Source organism: Desulfonatronum parangueonense, assembly GCF_054656975.1.
This window is the reverse complement of record NZ_BAAHXH010000003.1, coordinates 3,335,469-3,352,122: the sequence shown is the minus strand read 5'-3', so window position 1 is coordinate 3,352,122 and position 16,654 is coordinate 3,335,469. Positions and strand designations below refer to the sequence as shown.

General features: G+C 54.1%; 14 protein-coding genes. 7 read left to right on the top strand and 7 right to left on the bottom strand.

Annotation, left to right across the window (positions count from 1 at the left end; all coding sequences use genetic code 11):
* Positions 1-13 precede the first annotated feature (13 nt).
* Genes ACYQ15_RS15120 through ACYQ15_RS15110 form a run of 3 tightly spaced genes read right to left on the bottom strand, consistent with a single transcriptional unit; the run spans position 14 to position 3,691 of the window.
* Positions 14-1,204 carry a glycosyltransferase family 4 protein gene (locus ACYQ15_RS15120; protein ID WP_459938336.1) on the bottom strand — a complete coding sequence of 397 codons (1,191 nt, stop codon included), beginning with the start codon at positions 1,202-1,204 and terminating at the stop codon, positions 14-16.
* Between the two features lie 22 nt (positions 1,205-1,226).
* Entirely contained in the window at positions 1,227-2,897 is a 1,671-nt protein-coding gene (locus tag ACYQ15_RS15115; protein WP_459938335.1) for a glycerol-3-phosphate dehydrogenase/oxidase, read from the bottom strand.
* Positions 2,894-3,691 carry an acyltransferase gene (locus ACYQ15_RS15110; protein WP_459938334.1) on the bottom strand — a complete coding sequence of 266 codons (798 nt, stop codon included), beginning with the start codon at positions 3,689-3,691 and terminating at the stop codon, positions 2,894-2,896. Before ACYQ15_RS15110 ends, ACYQ15_RS15115 begins: the two co-directional genes overlap by 4 nt.
* A gap of 312 nt (positions 3,692-4,003) precedes the next feature.
* Between ACYQ15_RS15110 and ACYQ15_RS15105 the strand changes: the two genes are divergently transcribed.
* From ACYQ15_RS15105 to ACYQ15_RS15085, 5 genes are all read left to right on the top strand, one after another.
* Positions 4,004-4,564, top strand: coding sequence for a metal-dependent hydrolase (locus ACYQ15_RS15105; protein ID WP_459938333.1), 561 nt, complete (start codon positions 4,004-4,006; stop codon positions 4,562-4,564).
* A 193-nt stretch (positions 4,565-4,757) separates the two neighbouring features.
* Positions 4,758-6,212, top strand: coding sequence for a B12-binding domain-containing radical SAM protein (locus tag ACYQ15_RS15100; RefSeq protein WP_459938332.1), 1,455 nt, complete (start codon positions 4,758-4,760; stop codon positions 6,210-6,212).
* Between the two features lie 152 nt (positions 6,213-6,364).
* Positions 6,365-7,387: an NAD-dependent epimerase/dehydratase family protein gene (locus tag ACYQ15_RS15095; RefSeq protein ID WP_459938331.1), complete on the top strand. Its 1,023-nt coding sequence runs from the start codon at positions 6,365-6,367 to the stop codon at positions 7,385-7,387.
* Positions 7,388-7,500: 113 nt separating this feature from the next.
* On the top strand, positions 7,501-8,961 hold the full coding sequence (locus ACYQ15_RS15090) for a TolB-like translocation protein (protein ID WP_459938330.1): 1,461 nt from the start codon (positions 7,501-7,503) through the stop codon (positions 8,959-8,961).
* 59 nt (positions 8,962-9,020) lie between these two features.
* A complete protein-coding gene (locus ACYQ15_RS15085) occupies positions 9,021-10,001 on the top strand; it encodes a lysylphosphatidylglycerol synthase transmembrane domain-containing protein (protein ID WP_459938329.1) in 981 nt (326 codons plus the stop codon).
* Here ACYQ15_RS15085 and ACYQ15_RS15080 read toward each other — a convergent pair whose 3' ends face one another.
* Together ACYQ15_RS15080 and ACYQ15_RS15075 are read right to left on the bottom strand one after the other, a co-directional pair.
* Positions 10,002-10,886: a polysaccharide deacetylase family protein gene (locus tag ACYQ15_RS15080; RefSeq protein ID WP_459938328.1), complete on the bottom strand. Its 885-nt coding sequence runs from the start codon at positions 10,884-10,886 to the stop codon at positions 10,002-10,004.
* Positions 10,876-12,018: a glycosyltransferase family 4 protein gene (locus tag ACYQ15_RS15075; protein WP_459938327.1), complete on the bottom strand. Its 1,143-nt coding sequence runs from the start codon at positions 12,016-12,018 to the stop codon at positions 10,876-10,878. The genes ACYQ15_RS15080 and ACYQ15_RS15075 overlap by 11 nt, the downstream gene beginning before the upstream one ends.
* 478 nt (positions 12,019-12,496) lie before the next feature.
* Between ACYQ15_RS15075 and ACYQ15_RS15070 the strand changes: the two genes are divergently transcribed.
* Positions 12,497-13,366, top strand: coding sequence for an ABC transporter permease (locus ACYQ15_RS15070; RefSeq protein WP_459938326.1), 870 nt, complete (start codon positions 12,497-12,499; stop codon positions 13,364-13,366).
* On the top strand, positions 13,367-13,795 hold the full coding sequence (locus ACYQ15_RS15065; protein ID WP_459938325.1) for a GtrA family protein: 429 nt from the start codon (positions 13,367-13,369) through the stop codon (positions 13,793-13,795).
* 679 nt (positions 13,796-14,474) lie between these two features.
* Here the strand turns inward: ACYQ15_RS15065 and rfaE1 are convergent.
* Together rfaE1 and ACYQ15_RS15055 are read right to left on the bottom strand one after the other, a co-directional pair.
* Positions 14,475-15,542 carry a D-glycero-beta-D-manno-heptose-7-phosphate kinase gene (rfaE1, locus tag ACYQ15_RS15060; RefSeq protein WP_459938324.1) on the bottom strand — a complete coding sequence of 356 codons (1,068 nt, stop codon included), beginning with the start codon at positions 15,540-15,542 and terminating at the stop codon, positions 14,475-14,477.
* A 196-nt stretch (positions 15,543-15,738) separates the two neighbouring features.
* On the bottom strand, positions 15,739-16,641 hold the full coding sequence (locus ACYQ15_RS15055; protein ID WP_459938323.1) for a ParB/RepB/Spo0J family partition protein: 903 nt from the start codon (positions 16,639-16,641) through the stop codon (positions 15,739-15,741).
* Positions 16,642-16,654 lie beyond the last annotated feature (13 nt).

Below are 16,654 nucleotides of genomic sequence, written 5' to 3'. Positions count from 1 at the left end.
TACCGGCACCGGTTCACGCATCTGGTCCACGATCCGTCGTCAGGCGGCGGTATATTACTTCTAGTGCCTTTGCCTGATCTGATGCCGAATAGTTCGCGAATGCCCTTGCCTGATTGTTTGCTCCGATACGCTGTGCTTGCTGGGGATCCTGGAGGAGTCCGACAATTTTTTCCGCAAGATCCCTGGCATCGCCCGGAATTGCGTAAACCCCGTCGTCGCCGAGCAAGGCGTGGTTGGCGGGAGTGTCAAAACAGACCACGGGCAATCCGGCGGCCATATAGTTGAGGATTTTTCCGCTTCCTTCTCCCGTCCCTTCCTCTTTCGGGTCGACAGCCACGTCGATCACGGCCAGGTGGGAGAACAGCTGAAAATAATCCACTTTGCCGCAGAGGGTGGTCACGTCGCCGGCGCCCATCGCGGTTACGCGTTCCCGGCACTTCTCGAACGGATATCCTGCCAAAAGAAAATGGACGTTTTCCACGCGCTGTCGGATGACGGGCATGGCCTGGATCAAGAGGTCAATCCCCTTGGCCTGCACAAGCGAACCAATGTACCCGACCACCTTTTTTTCCCGCGGGATGCCCAAACGCTTGCGCACGGAGCCCGTGTCGTCCACTGAACAGGTGGATGCGTCGATACCTTCGCGAATCACACTGATCTTGGCTTCCGCCACGCCAAATTCGGACTTCAGGAGATCTGCCGCGGCCTCTGAACTGCAGACGAAAAAATCCGGCAGCCTGCAGACCAGCTTTTCCAGCCAGACAAAGAGAAACACCAGTTTTTTGAGCGGTCCCAGCGAGCCGTAAGCTTTTATTTCCCCGCTCAGGCTGCCCTGCACGTCGAAAACCACGGGGATTTTGCGGGCCGAGGCAAGCAGGCTCGTCGCCCAGCCGAGGGCGGCGCCCTCATGCAGATGCCCGTGAATGACGTCGGGCTTGAAGGTCAGGCAGGCGCGCAAAACCGTGAAGAACAGCAGCACGTCAAGGTACATTTTGTGCCAGGAAAAACCGGCATCAACCTTGGTATACCAGGGCACGCGCAAGCTGCGCCGGGTCGGAATGCCCGGAACGTCCCGCCCGTGATGATAGGTCGTCAGGAGTACCTCATGGCCTTGGCGCTGCAATGCGGCGATCTGATCGTGGATGCGGATGTGGCAGCCGCGATCGGAGAAAAAAGGCGTGGGCGCGATGTGCAAAATTTTCATGGTCACGTCCGTGAGCCAAGGCTCATTTGACCAGATAGCGTGCTTCAACCGCGAGGACTTCCTCTTCCAACCTGGCGTCGTCCCACCCCAGTTCCTCGCCCATGATTCGAGCCAAACCGCGTAGGGCTTCGGGAGCAGGCCGGCCCATACAGCCTAGAGGCGTGCGCCGAAAGACGACGTCCTGAAGGGTCTGAGCCATTTCCCGACGCACGGCATACACGACTTGGGCTTTGAGAAGAGGGCTTGCCGCGTCAGTGCTTTCGTCAAGTCCCAGTTCTTGATGGTATAATTCGATAATTTGCGTGTAGTTCGTGCCATAGCAGTTTATCAATTCAGCAACCTGGGATTCAGAGAAAACGCCCTCCCATCGCCCGGATTCACGCGTGACAAAGCCCTTGAGGTTCGAGATGTCGCCGCCAAACAAGGACGCGTTTTCCGTGCGACAGGGTCTGGCCGATTGCGCGAGCTTGCGGCATGCCAGGTCCACGATCTTCTGGGCCAGGAAGCGGGCCGTGGTGTACTTCACCCCGATGACTGAGATGAGGCCTTGTATTTTCTGGGTGTCGCCGTGATCGATGATGTTGTCCTCCCGGGATCCCTGATAGCCCGAACCGGGAGGACGGGACGGATCGTCCGGATAGAGGCCGCCGTAAAAATATCGTACATCGTCACGGCAAAGTCCGGCCGCCGGATACACTGAATTCACGTCATCGATCAGACCAAGAATATCCTCCTCGGTGACGATGCCGTCGTCGGGAGATCCGTTGAAAGGACTGTTGGTGGTTCCGATCAGGGAAAGGTCCTGCCAGGGAACGATGAAAAAATGCCGGCCGCCTCTGCTCAGCCACGCACCGGAGTGCTTGTGGCGGGTAGCCAGGGCAAGCGCATGTCCATTGGTCAGGGCGCGGGTGATGATGTGAATCCCTTTGGAAAGAGCCCTGGCGGCGCCTGCGGCGGTATCAGCCAGCCCCGCGGAATTCAGCATGGAGCTGACCCATGGGCCGGCGGCGTTGACCGTTACGTCCGCGTTAACATTCAGTTGCCGCCCCGTAAGCACGTCCAAAGCATCTGCCCCGGTGACCCGGCCGTCGCTTACACGCAGATCCTTGACCTGCAGGTAATTCATGACCACGGCTCCTTCTTGCTGCGCGGCAAGGACAATGGCCAGAGTCAGCCGCTCCGGAAAAGGCATCTGGCAGTCGTAAAAGCGGATGGCGCCGGTGAGCCCGTCCGCGGACAAATGCGGCTCCGCGGCCAGGGTTTCGCGGCGGGAAAGCCGCCTGTGACGAGGCATTGCAGCAGGAAAGTCCTTGCCGCCTTTGGCCCGTGAAAGCAGATCGTAGATGGTCATGGCCAGTCCCAGAGCCTCTTTGCCCTTGAGGCCATGGCCGGATGTGGGAATCAGAAAGGGGACCGGATGAACCAGGTGCGGTGCTGAGCGAAGAAAAAAATTTCTTTCGTGCAGGGAAGACCAGACCCTGCCCAAGGCGAGATGTTGGAGATAACGAATACCGCCGTGGATCATCCTGCCAGTGGCCGCGGACGTCGCCGCCCCGAAATCACCTTTGTCCACCAGGGCCACGGACAACCCGCGCATGGCCGCGTCCCAGGCGACGCACGCGCCGTTGATACCTGCGCCGATGACCAAAAGGTCAAAGTGTGTTGAGGCGAGTTTCCGCAGGTCCCGCATCATAACCCGGTTTGTTCCGAAGGCTGGTTTTTGCCGGGCAGGGGACGATATCTCACGATTTTGGCGGGCACGCCCATGGCCACGGCATAGTCGGGCAGATCCTTGGATACAACGGCTCCGGCACCAATGACGCAACCCGTCCCAACCCGCACGCCGTCCGGTATGACGACTCCCGCGCCCATCCACACATCGTCTCCCACCTCGACAGGCCCACGGGACGTCCAGCCCAGATCCATCATTGGGATATCAGATCTGTCAATTTTGTAGTGCCCTCCGCCAATGAGACAATGGGGGCCGATCAAGCCGTATTTTCCGATTTCAACCTTGGAGATGGATGAAATGATCGTATTGGCGCCGACTTCCGTACGTGAGCCGATGGTGGTGGAACCGATCTTGGCCTGGACCATGCAATTACGGGAAACGATCACCTCGTCGTGGATGAAGATTCCTTCGCTTTCCAACCCGGATGCGTCCAACAAGACGTTGTCGTCCACGCCGACCCTGTGGCCGAGGGTGATTTTGCCGGGATGACGAATGCTCACGCCGCGCCCGATGATCAGGCCGGAGCCGGCGGAACGAAACATGCGACGATAGAATGTCCGACGCAAAAAAAAGCCCAGGCTCGAGGGCATGTTGCAAAAAAGCAGGTTGACGAGTTCATAGTAGACGAGGGACAGCACGCCCACATCGCCGACGACCTTTCTGGCGTAGCAGCGTAGCGGCGATGAAGACACGTCATGAAGTTGCTCCGCCAGAGTGCGATGGACAGGTGGTTTTTGGGGAATAGGGTCGGTCATTTTTTCTCTGAGGAGGTGCGTGCCGCAGGCGAGGACTTTTCTTGAGCTACTCTCGAGGCGAGACGACGGATGTTGGTCGGAACGCGGAAAAGATGAATTGAGAATCGGCTCCGGTTGCTTTGGGCGGGTTGCCTGGGATGGCGGCTTCGGGTAATGAAGCGGGATTTATAATTCCATGAACATGTCTTCCGACAACTGCCATCAGTGCTGTGCACCAGAGAATGTTTAAAACAGCGCAAAGCTGAATTACCTGCCAGAAATCGAATCGGAATACAAGATTCACGACTGCCGTCTTTCAGGACCAACAGAACCATGCCTTCACCGCTCGCCCACCTTGCCGCAGGTGCAGCCGTCGCGACCTTGTTCGTCCGCAAAGACGATTCCACGCTCCACCGTCAGTACATCTGGGGCACGGCCTTATTCTTCTCTATCGCTCCGGACCTGGACGCGATCCCCGGGTTCATCACCGGCAACATGGCCATGTACCATAACCAATTCACCCATAGCTTTTTTTTCGGGTTCTCTCTCTGTCTGCTTGCGGCAGGCGTGTTTGGAGTGTTTTCCAGGCGCTTTCTTGACTGGCGGAGTTATCCGCGTATAGCCTTCGTGGCTTTGTTTTCCTATGGCTTGCACCTGGTCATGGACGCGATGACGCTCGGCCCCGGTGTGAAGCTGCTGTGGCCCTTCTCGGATGAGCGTTTTTCCGCACCCGTAACGCTGTTTTACGGCGTGCGCCATTCCGAAGGATTGTTCTCCCTGTCTCACCTTATAACCATCGGCAATGAACTGATGATTATTGGAGGCTTCCTCCTCCTGGTACGCCTTGCCTTACGGACTCGGCAGCACTTTTTCGGCACGGTTCCCACTAGGTAACAGCAGCGGCCGACAACCCAGACTTATTGACGGCCCTGCCCAACAGGAACACGAACTGTTTCCGGTCACCGGTTTCAACCGGACTCCAACCATTGGTCAAACTTCAAGATCACGGACAAGGGCAAACTGGCGAAACGCTGCACTGCGCGTTTGTAACCCAGGAAAGCCTTGATCCGCTCAACAGGTAATTTGCATGAAATGTTTGTTCATCTACCGCACTGCATCTTTGGACATCACCGACCCCATGGGCATCATGTGCCTGATCGCCAGCGCCAAGCAGGGCGGACATGAAGCGGATCTTATGTTGACCAATCTGGAAAAGGACCTCTTCAAGGCCGTCAAGGCATACCAGCCCGACGTGATCGGCTTTTCATTGACCAGCGGTTCCGAGGATTACTACCTCGAACTGATCCGTCGGCTGCGCAGGCACGTTTCCTTCCTGTCCATTGTCGGCGGTCCGCACCCGACCTTTTTTCCCGAGATCATCGAGGCGCCCGAAGTAGACATCATTTGCCGAGGCGAAGGGGACGAGGCCATTGTGGAACTGCTGGACAGCCTCCAGAAGGGCGAAGACTATTCTGGCATCCGTAATTTGTGGGTCAAAAAGGATGGGCAGGTAGTCAAGAACCCGATGCGCCCGCTGGTCCAGGATCTGGATTCGCTGCCCTATCCGGACCGGGACTCCTTCCTCAAGTACTACGCCTACGCCAACAGCAGCACGAAGCATTTTCTTTCCAGTCGCGGATGCCCTTACGACTGCACCTACTGCTTCAACCACATGCTCAAGCGGTTGTACAAGGACGAGGCCGGGCCGGGCAAGTATTGCCGACTGCGCAGCGTGGAGAACGTGATCCGTGAAGTGGAACATGTCCGGGACAACTACCCGCTGAAGATCGTCTACTTCCATGATGATCTGTTCATCATGAACAAGGAGTGGCTCAAGGAGTTTTCTGCGGCCTACAAGGCCAGGGTCGGCCTGCCCATGATCTGCTACGTCCGGGCCAATCTTGTGAACGAGGAGGTTGTCCGCTACCTGAGCGAGGCCAACTGCATCACCATCGCCATGGGCGTGGAAAGCGGCAACGAGACCATCCGCAAGAACGTGCTCAAACGGAACATGACCGACGGACAGATTCTCAACGCGGCTCGCCTGTTCCACAAGTACGGCATTTCCATCATGACCCAGAACATGGTCGGCCTTCCGGACGAGACCATCGAAAACGCCTACGAGACCATCCAGTTGAACATCCTGGTCAAGCCGTCCTACGCCTGGGTTTCCATTTTTCAGCCCTACCCGCGCACCGAGATGCACGCCTATTGCATCGAGAAGGGCTATCTCGATCCGGCCCACCAGCAGCACGCGTCCTATCAGGTGGAATCGCCTATCAACACGGGGATGACCAAACGCGAGTTCGAGAATCTGCACAAGTTCTTCGCCCTGATCATTGAATTCCCCTTTCTGATGAACCTGTCCCGCAAGCTGATCCGCTGGCCCGGAAATATCGCCTTCAACGTGATTTACCGGGCGTTCAAGGGGTATACGCACATCTTCCGTCTGAAGATGAGCAGCGGGGAGATCGGTTTCCTTGGATACCTCTGGGATCTCATGGGTTACAAGATTCGGCGCTGGCGGGGCAAAACGTTTTAGAGCAAGCAGGCAACCTTCCCTGGTTCTTTCCGATGTAAGAGGCGGATTTTGCGCTTTTGTCTGATTGGAAAAACAGCGAAATCACGCCGAGTCTCCCTTATTCGCGTCTTGTCGCTTTTTTCATGCAAGACCGTAATGCAGCAAGGAATGTCATGAATCAATCCGTATGCAACATCCCCGCGGGCGCCCCGGTCCTGGTCACCGGCGCCACCGGCTTTACCGGTCTGGTGCTGACGCGCAAGCTGGTGGAGGCAGGAGCGAAGGTCAGCGCCGTGGCTCGTTCGAGTTCAAATCTTGCCCCTCTCAAGGATCTGGACATCAAATGGTTCACTGGAGATGTCCATGACGACGACCTGATTGCCAGAGCGGTTTCCGGTCAGGAGTACATATTCCACGTGGCCGCCGCGTTTCGGCAGGCTCGCAGCTCGGAGCGGGACTACTGGAACGTGCATGTCAAAAGCACGCAACTTCTGGCAACCGAGGCTTTGAAGAATCCCCGGTTCAAACGGCTGGTACACTTCTCCACCATTGGAGTGCATGGACATATTGCATCTCCACCCGCCACGGAGGATTCCGCGTTTGACCCTGATGACGAGTATCAAAAAACAAAGCTGGACGCCGAACTCTGGTTGAAAGACTTTTCCGGCAAGCACGGCCTGCCATATACGGTAATCCGCCCGGCAGCCATCTACGGCCCTGGCGACAAACGACTGCTGAAACTTTTCCGAATGGCTCTTAAACCGGTGTTCATCCTTCTGGGCAAGGGCAAGTGCATGTACCACCTTGTACATGTGGACGACCTGACCAACGCGGCTCTTGTCGCCTCCACCCATCCCGATGCTTCCGGCGAGGCGTTTATCGTTGCCGCTGATGAACCATTTGCCATTGTTGACATTGCTCAGATCGTCGCTGAGCATTTCGGCAAGACGTTCCGTGTCTTGCGCCTTCCCATCGGACCTTTTTTTCTGGCCGCGGACCTTTGCGAACGGATATGCCGTCCCTTGGGAATCGAACCGCCGATCTATCGACGCAGAGTGGCGTTCTATTCCAAGGACCGGCATTTTGATGTCGCCAAAATGAAGAACGTTCTTGGATACCACCCACGACACACCAATAGAAACGGAATTGTCGAAACGGCTGACTGGTATGCTGGACAAGGCTGGCTGACACCTTAAATGAAACCTGTACTGTGACGATTCAATGGCATCGTCGTTATTTTCGTGCATTCGCGACAACCAGACTAACCTGATGTGGGAGACCGCCTCAGTACAGGAGATTCGGCTAGGCAATGAATTTATATTTCCTCAGATTGACGAACGCGATTGCTTTCTTGGCCCTGCTGGTTTTATTTTCTTTTGGCTGTTCACGGGCCGACGAGGCGCACCAGGTCTACCCGGAAGGCTCTTCGTACGCTCAAATTGAAGTTATGACCGATTCCCACACTCGGGTTGTCTGGGTTCGAGACATCAAGGAGGGCTCGGATACATTCGCTCAGGGGACTGATTTGGTCTTGATGGGTTTTGATTCCCGAGACGGACGCGGAGAAAGAGCAATTCTTGAATCATCCGCGAACTATTCCAAACCCTTCATCACGCCTCGAGGAGACAGGGTCGTCTATACCGACCGCAGTCGGGAAGCAGTCATGATTGTTGATTGGGACGGCTCGAACCAGACACAGGTTGTTCCCGGGGTGGCCTTGGCCGTCTGGATCGATCCTGAAAGCGGAAACGAGTGGCTCTACGTTGGGACTGAACGTACCCAGGACAGGGCTCCCTCGTATCATCGCATCGAACGCCTGCGCCTGGACGATTGGGCCGTGCGGGAGTTGGTCTGGGACCTGACTCCAGTCAGCGAGGACAATTTTCATTTGTCCGTGGACGGCAGGTTTGCCAGCGGCCTTTTTCCCTGGCCCGATGCCGGCGTTGCGACCCTGCCCAACGTTGGGCGCACGGTCCTGGGGCGGGGGTGCTGGGTCTCCTTGTCTCCGGATGACAGACGTTTGCTTTGGGTCTTCGACGGCGCGCATCGCAATCTGACCATCTTCGAGTACGGCACAAACCAGCGATGGCAATTGCCCATCAACCAGGCCCCCGGCATAGATGGTTATGAAGTCTACCATCCCCGCTGGTCCAACCACTCCAGATTCATGGCCATGACCGGCCCCTATACCGTTGGCGGCGGTGGGAACAAGATCCGCGGCGGCGGCAAGGACGTGTCCATCTATGTCGGCCGGTTCAGCGATGACTTCCGGTCCATCGAGGGTTGGGTCCGATTGACCGGCGACCAATGGGCGGATTTTTATCCGGATGTATGGCTTGAATCCGGTCTGAACGCATCTCTAGCCCATGCAACCACGGAGCAGGTTGCGCGGAAAGAGAACATCCCCGCCACTGAGGCACAGGAATCCATGGACACTCTTCCAGGCCGAATTCTGGAGATTCAGGCCCGCCTTGTGGAGAACAGCGTCGTTCCGTCCCTTGAAGCCATCGCCCCCTACGACCAGGCTCTTGTGGCGAACAAATACGTTGTGGAGGAAGTCATTTCCGGTGAGTATCCACATCCTGAAATCATGGTCGCTCATTGGGCCATAAGGGACGGAAAAAAACTTGATACGGCGGAGCGGACCAAGGGGGAGACATTTCACCTTGTACTTGCCCCTTACGAGGACCGTCCCGAGCTGGAAGGAGAGCGACTGGCCATGGATAGCGACGAATACATGATCCCGCTCTTTTTTGACCTTCAGAGCTAAAACGGATTCACGGGCATGCTTTTCCATCTGTCGCTTTGTTGCGGCGCACCGAGCGACGCGTGAAAAGCGCACCAAAAAACCACATCAAGCTGCTGATCAGGGTTGTCATGACCCTGGGCCTCTTGACCCTGTTGGCCATCAGCATTGACCTCACTGAAACAGGCCGGCTTCTGGCCGGCCTGCGCTTTGAAATCTTCGGCCTATTGATCGTCCTGTCCGTATTCGAGAGGATTCTGAGCACGTGGAAGTGGCGGATCCTTCTGGCCCAGGGCGGGTGTACCCTGAGTTTGTGGCAGCTGTTCCGGATTCAAATGACATCCGGGAGCTTTGGGCTGTTTCTCCCTTCTGCCTTGGGCATGGATGTGCTGCGCATGGTGGCCGTATCCCGGTGTTCGACAAACCCGGCCCAGGCTGTAGCTGCTTCGGCGGTGGACAGGGTGGTATCGGTGCTGGTGACCCTGTTGCTTGCGGCAATTGCCGCCCTTTTCGCGGCAGGGACGTATTTACCCTGGTCCGTGGCCCTCGTCTTCCCAGCTTTTTTTCTTGGGTTTTGCGGCGTGGGGGCGGTATTGATGCAGCCGGCACTCAACAAATGGGTCGCGCCCCTGCTTCGTAAATTATTGGGAGAACCAATAACGGAAAAGTTGCGGGGGTTCTATGCCGGTCTTGTGATGTTCCGCCACCAAGTGTGGCCTATGATCCAGAACAGCCTGATTTTCGGGCTGATGATCTGCGTCCGGATCGGCATGGTATATCTGCAGGCTTTGGCCTTGAATATTCATGTGGACCCACTGCTGCTGGCACTGGTTCTGCCCTTTGTATGGGTGGCCTTGATGCTGCCCATCTCCATCGGCGGACTGGGGCTGCAGGAGGGTGCCTATTTCACCTTCCTGGGGGCTATCGGCGTGGCCGGTTCCGCGGCTGTGGCCATTTCAATCCTTGAACATGTGATCGTACGGGTGGCCAGTCTCCCCGGGTTTTACTTCTATCTTCGAGGTGGTCTTGTCGGCGGGGAAGTCAAGCCGGTAAACCCAGCCTGATCACATCTCGCCACGCATACGGCGCAGCGCGAGTCCGTACCTTGCACGCAGGATTTCCGCCAGTGGCCTGCGTTCTGTACCGGGCAACCTGCGCAGAAATTCACCGCTGATGCGCACGATGCGCTCCGGTGCATCACCAGGTCGGTTGGTCGGACGTCCGGGCAGCACCCCCCACCAGAATCCTTCATAGCCCAGGGCATGTCCGATCCTGACGGCCTCATCGGTTCCATCGTACCTCGGAAACGCCAGATGCCTGATTTCTCCTCCCAGCCGCTTCTCCAATATTTCCTTCGATTCGCGCAGATCCTGTTCCATGGAGCGGGAGGCATTTTGAGAAACCGTGGCGTTGAGAACCGAGTCCGCGCCACAAAGCGGTACGGGCTCCGGCCAACGAGGGAAATAGCGATGTTCCAGAGAGTGGGACTGAAAATTTACAATCCCGGATAGACTCATGATCTTCATTTCTTCCCATGTACATGGTCGCAGTTCATGATTTGCGCCTTGTCCGGCATGATCATGGAAGTGCGGAGCTACGAAGGCCACAGCATGGAAACCGTATTTTTCAAGCAGGGGAAAAGCCGTCGTAAACAGGTTGCGTGAACAGTCGTCAAAGGTCAGCACCACCGAGGGCTTTTCCACGCAAGCTTGTCCGGACAGGTGCGTTAGGAGGGCGTCCGCGGTTATCGTGCCGTAGCCGTTTTTTGCCAGGTAGCGCAGATCATCTTCAAAATCTGAGCTGTCCACCACATGGTAGCAAAACACAGGCACCGAGATCCCAAGTGGTTCCGGGGTGCGGGACAGGACGAAGTCCGGCAAAGAACCGGTAACAGCGCAGCGAATCTCCGGCCAGTTTTTTTCCCAGCTGTTCTGGAGTTTACGGAGCATTACGCGCCCCCTCCCGAGGTTGTGAGAGGACTTCCTGATAAATGTCGAGCAGGCGATCAACGTGTCCGGTTACTGAGAAATTACTAGCAAAAGACCGAGCATTGGCGACGATTTCTGCCCTCAGGGCCTGATCATCAAGAAGACGGCGGACCTGATCCAGGAGACCCGCCACATCCTCTCCTGGGGCCAACAGTCCGGTCTGCTCGTGGTTGATCAGTTCCGGCAGACCTCCAACCCGAAAGGCCGCCACAGGCCGGCCGGCCGCCATGGCTTCTATTGCGCTGAAGGAGAGCCCCTCCATCAGCGACGGGATCACCAGCACGTCGATGGCAGCGAGAATATCCGGAATATCGTTACGGTGCCCACAGAATCGTACGGCATGAGCGATGTCAAGTTCGGCAACAATCTTCTCGCACGATCTGCGAGTCGGTCCCTCGCCGACCAGCAGGAAGATACTCTTAGGATGGGTCGTCAACATGAGTGGTATTCCTTTCAGGAGAATTTCCTGACCTTTTTCCGGAGACAGGCGGCCGACAACTCCCACCACCGGTACGTCCAAGGAAATATCAAACTCACGGCGGATACGCTCTCTTGCCCCTGCAGCAGGGGTGGCAATCTTGTCCAGGGCAATGCCATTGTAAAGTACCGTCACCCCGTCAGGGCGCAGACGGAATTCCGCACGGGCCACCTCACTGACAGCATTGGAAATAACCAGACACCGGTCAGTCCAGCCAGCCATGGCACGATGAAGATATCGGAAAAGGGGGCCGGGTACGTTGGTGTCGTGCAAATGCATGATGAACTTGCAACCACGGGCGCGACTTGCCGCGCGTCCAAGCAGGATGCCTTTCATACCCGCGGCGTGGACAAGGTTAACGTTGTGCTTTTTGATCAATGCGATCAAATCTGACAAAGCCCGTGGATCCCATTTCCCACGTTCCAAAAACTTGGGTTGAATACCATGCTCTTCCAGTTGGTCAGCCGCTGAATGGCGTCCACGCAGAAAACATACATGGAGATCAAGTTCTTTTGTTTTCAATTCCGGCAATACATTCATGAAGTATGTTGTTGCCCCATGAGTCACGCCTGAGGAATATCCAAGGTGGTCGCTTAAAAAAAGAAGTCGCATCATATTTAATTCCAATTAATTACAATTAATTCTGCTTGTCTTTTTTTTTATGAAAACTTGCTATCACTATCCATCTTCTATAACTAGCAAGCAAAAAAAACGTAGATGTCTTGTGACTATTCAGCATATGCTGCCGTTGCCCAGTTCGGCATCGCTGTCGGTATTGGGTTCGGGATCGGGATCGAAAGCGAAGCCGTGCGGAGGGAGCCTCGACGTTCTCGAAACCGATTCCGATACCGACCCCGACCCCGATCGCCGGAGATAGATCACTGAACGTGTGTTGAGTCGTTACGATGTCTTTTCCCTTGTAACTACTTAGCAGAACCATAAAGAAGATTCGGACAGTTATAGCGCCGGCCTTCGCCGGTACGATTATTTTGGAACGGCTTGCTCCAGTTCTTCATCCAAAAAGTCGGAATGCAGACCCTGGGAGGGGTATTAACCGTATACGGTGTTTTTTTAATTCAAAGCTACCACTGCCATGTCAGTTGGTTTAGCCTTTCTTGCCTATCAGACGTCAACCAACAGCTTAGTTTATCGCAAGGTTTATATGGGTATTTTTCAAACGATATTCCAATTCAGAGAACTGCTTCTCAACCTCGTAAAAAGGGAACTGAAAAGCAGGTACAAAGGATCTATCCTCGGCTTCCTGTGGAGCATCCTCAACCCTTTGTTCCTTGCGATCATCTATATAGTCTTTCTGCGACTTTTGGTTGGGCGAGGGGTTCCCACTGAGGAGATCATCATCGGTGTGTTTGCATGGCAATTCACCGCTATGAGTGTCTCCAGCGGAATGACCTGCATTACCGGCAATGCGACTCTGATCAAAAAAGTTTTTTTCCCGCGGATTGTCCTTCCCATTTCCGTCGTCGCCGGAACGCTGATCAACTTTGTTCTTACGCTGATCGTTCAGACAATTCTCTTGATTGCCATCCTGGTCTGGAAGGGCAGTTTTCTCAGCATGGGAATCATTGCTGTTCCGATGATCATATTGTACCAGTCCATGTTCAATCTATCCCTGGTCTTGCTGGTTTCTTCCGCAAACGTCTATTACCGTGACATTCAGCATCTGGTAAACCTGTTCCTGACGGCATGGTTCTTCATGTCTCCGGCCATGTACAACCTCAGCTTTATCCAACCATTTTTTGAAAGAGCTCCATGGCTTGCGAACATCTATTTTTTGAACCCCATGGCATCCATCATCACCGGATACAGGGCTCTCATCCTGCCTGATAGTGCCTTCATCTGGACTTGGGGCGCCGTGGCTGGGCTCATCTGGCCAGTACTCATCTTTTTTGTCGCATTCAGGATATTTCAGCATTCACAACGAAATTTTGCCGACCTTGTTTAGTTGGAAACACCAATGCAACATCCGCAAGAATCCAAAAAGATTTGCCTGCAGGTTTTTGATTTCCGAGTTATTCGCTATTTTTTTGTCGGCGGGATCGCCGCTGTTGTTGATATTGGCTTATTCTTTGTGTTCGCCAAGATCCTGGGGTTCAATTATCTGATTGTGGGTGCAGCAGCGTTCACTGTAGCCGCCGTAGTCAACTATATGTTGTCGATTCGCCTCGTCTTTGTCAGCGGAACGAGATTCTGCAAAGAAAAGGAGTTCTTCTGGGTATACATAATCAGTTTTATCGGCTTGCTTTTCAATCAAATTATCCTGTTCATCGCCATTGAATTCCTGGACATGGAAATGATGATCTCAAAAATGGTTGCCATTGGAATGGTTTTTACATGGAACTATCTGGCTCGAAAACATTTTGTCTTCAAGTAAAATTGTACCGGGTCAACATCTGAATTTTTCCTGAGTATCTGTCCCAGGCATTTTTTGCGGCACGGAGAGACTCCAGGCATTGTGTGGCAGCATAGACCTGGTTGAGTCCGCCCCTAATAAACCATTAAAATTTTGTAACCATTCAGCACATCATCCGTTTGGTCATAACTCCCCACTGGATTCCGGCTTTCGCCGGAATGACATATTGAAGAGCACGTTTCCACGTCATTCATGCCGGCGAAAGCCGGTATCCAGGTCTTTTTTCTGACTTTGCTGAATAGTTACAATTATTTTTTAGAATCTACTCATCTTCTGAGCGGCAAGATGTTTATTTCGAAAACTTGTACCAGCATGACCTGGATTCCCGCCTTCGCGGGAATGACTTCTTGTCGCCATCCGTTTCCACTTCCTTCATACTAGAGAACGCAGGTATCCAGCGCATATTTCGTCTTTGCAGAATAATCGTAATTTTTTGGTAACTGCTCAATAAGGCAGGGCAACCAACCACCGTGGATCCGTGCTGCCTGGATAGCGGAACGCGCCGGCCTGCGCCGGCATGACGGAGTGGAGTACCTCGAAAGCGAGTTCTCTCGGTCGTCACCCCGGCGCAGGCCGGGGTCCAGGTGTTTTTTCTATGGTTCACTGCCAGGAGTTATTGAGTAGTTACATTTTTTGTTGGTCAGGACGAGAACTGACGAACTTCTGGAAGCGGCCATGTAAGAATGGCTTCATTGAGTTGTTCCGGGCTCACTGCGGTCGCGCCGACTTGGCCCACCACGATGCCCGCTGCGTAATTTGCCAACAAGCATCCACTCAAAGGATCAAGTCCCGATGCCAGAGCCAGTCCGAGAACAGCAATGACCGTATCCCCAGCACCGGTCACATCATAAACCTTGCGAGCCGCTGTTGGTATATGGATGGCTTGGTGTTGCGACATGAACAGCATCATCCCCCTCGCCCCCATGGTAATGAGCAAGTGCTGACTTTGCAGTTCTTCCATCAGTCGGTAACCTACGGCAAAGATTTCTTCATTCATGGCGACTCCGTCCTCTCGCCTACCCGCCACGGGGAGCAAATCAATGCCGGCTTCTTTGGTATTCGGAGTCAACATGGTGACCCCTTTATAAAAAGGAAAATTCCTGGGTTTGGGATCAACAATGATTCGAGGCTTATGCTCTAAAGCTTCACAAATCAATCGAATCTCATTCATCACTGAATCAGTAATAAGACCTTTGCCATAATCGGAAATGATCAAGATTGAACTGGTGCGCAATGCATCCGCCACGCCGAGCAACAGTTGCCGAACCCCTCCCTCCGACGGAATGCAGGCGGACTCACGGTCCACACGTACCACCTGCTGCTGCTGTGCGATGATCCGCGTTTTACGTGTTGTCGGTCGCTCACATTCCTGAATGCAACAATCGTCTATTGCATGGGCTGAAAACATGTCAGAGATACGTTTTGCTGCCTGATCCTGCCCCAGAAAACCGAAGAGTTGGACCTGTCCGCCAAGAGCGGTTATGTTTTTGGCCACATTACCCGCTCCGCCGAGTCGGAATTCCTCATTCTCCACGCAGACAACGGGCACAGGGGCTTCCGGAGAAATCCTCTCCACCGAGCCAAAAATATATTCATCCAGCATGACATCGCCAACGATCACGACCTTGTTTTTTATCATGCTTTCAATCGCCGCAAGCAATGCGCCACGGGTGATGTTGAAGTCTGCTTTATCTTGATAGTTTATCAATTGATTCTCTCTGGCAAATGATGGAAGCGAGGCAGCAAAGCCATACGTTTCGAGCCGAGCCTCTGGTGAAAAGAAACAAGCTGATCACGGTCAACAAGTGTATTACGTTTAATGTATTCGAAGCCGAATCGTCAGAATTCCTCAATGCCCAATTCACCTGCCAAAGCGGTTGCGGTACATAAGCCGCTCCTCTTGATCATGAATCCAGGCTTTCTTCGTTAACACCCAATTTCGCCAGCAGTCGTTCAAATTCCTCTTTTGACCCGTAACTCATGGACATTGTACCTTTTTCTTCTGATCCGCGAAAAGTGATTTTTTTAATTCCGATCTCCTTGAGAAGCAGCGACTCATACTTCATTTTCAAGAGATTTTGTGATTCACGGCTCTTCACACCGGCTTCCCTGGCTTGAAACGTAAAACAACCATTGGCTTTCCAGTATGCTGCATGCTGTTCACATTCGCGCACCGAAAGCCCGAAATCCATGATTCTCTTTCGGAGGATGTTCTGATATTCAGGATCGGTAATGGCTGCCAACGCCCTGCCATGACCGGCTGTGTAACTATTTTGCTGAATATCCATTTGAATACTTTCCGGCAAGTGCAACAACCGCAGCAGATTGGTGATATGGGAGCGGCTCAGTCCTGTTCGTTCCGCCAGATCGTTTTGAGTCGCCTTGAATTCTGTCTGCAGTTGTTGCAATGCCATTGCCTGCTCGATGGCATTCAGATCCTCGCGCTGCACGTTTTCAATCAATGCAAGGGCAAGGCTTTCGCGGTCGCTCAAATCGCGGATAATCGCCGGTATTTCTTTTAAACCAGCGATCTTGGAAGCTCGCCAGCGGCGTTCACCGGCAATAAGCTCATAGCTGCCATCATCCTGACCTGGACGGACAATTATCGGCTGCAAGACCCCTTGGGCCTTGATCGACGATGCCAACTCCGCCAAAGATTCCTGTGAAAAAGTTTTTCGGGGCTGGTATCGATTCGGATGCAGAGCATCTACGGAAATCAAAGTAGAATCACGTGCAGGAAGTCCCTGCTCTTGGCTATCCTCGCCAAGCAAGGCTCCAAGCCCTCTCCCCAATCCGCGTAAAGCCATTTATCTTCTCCCA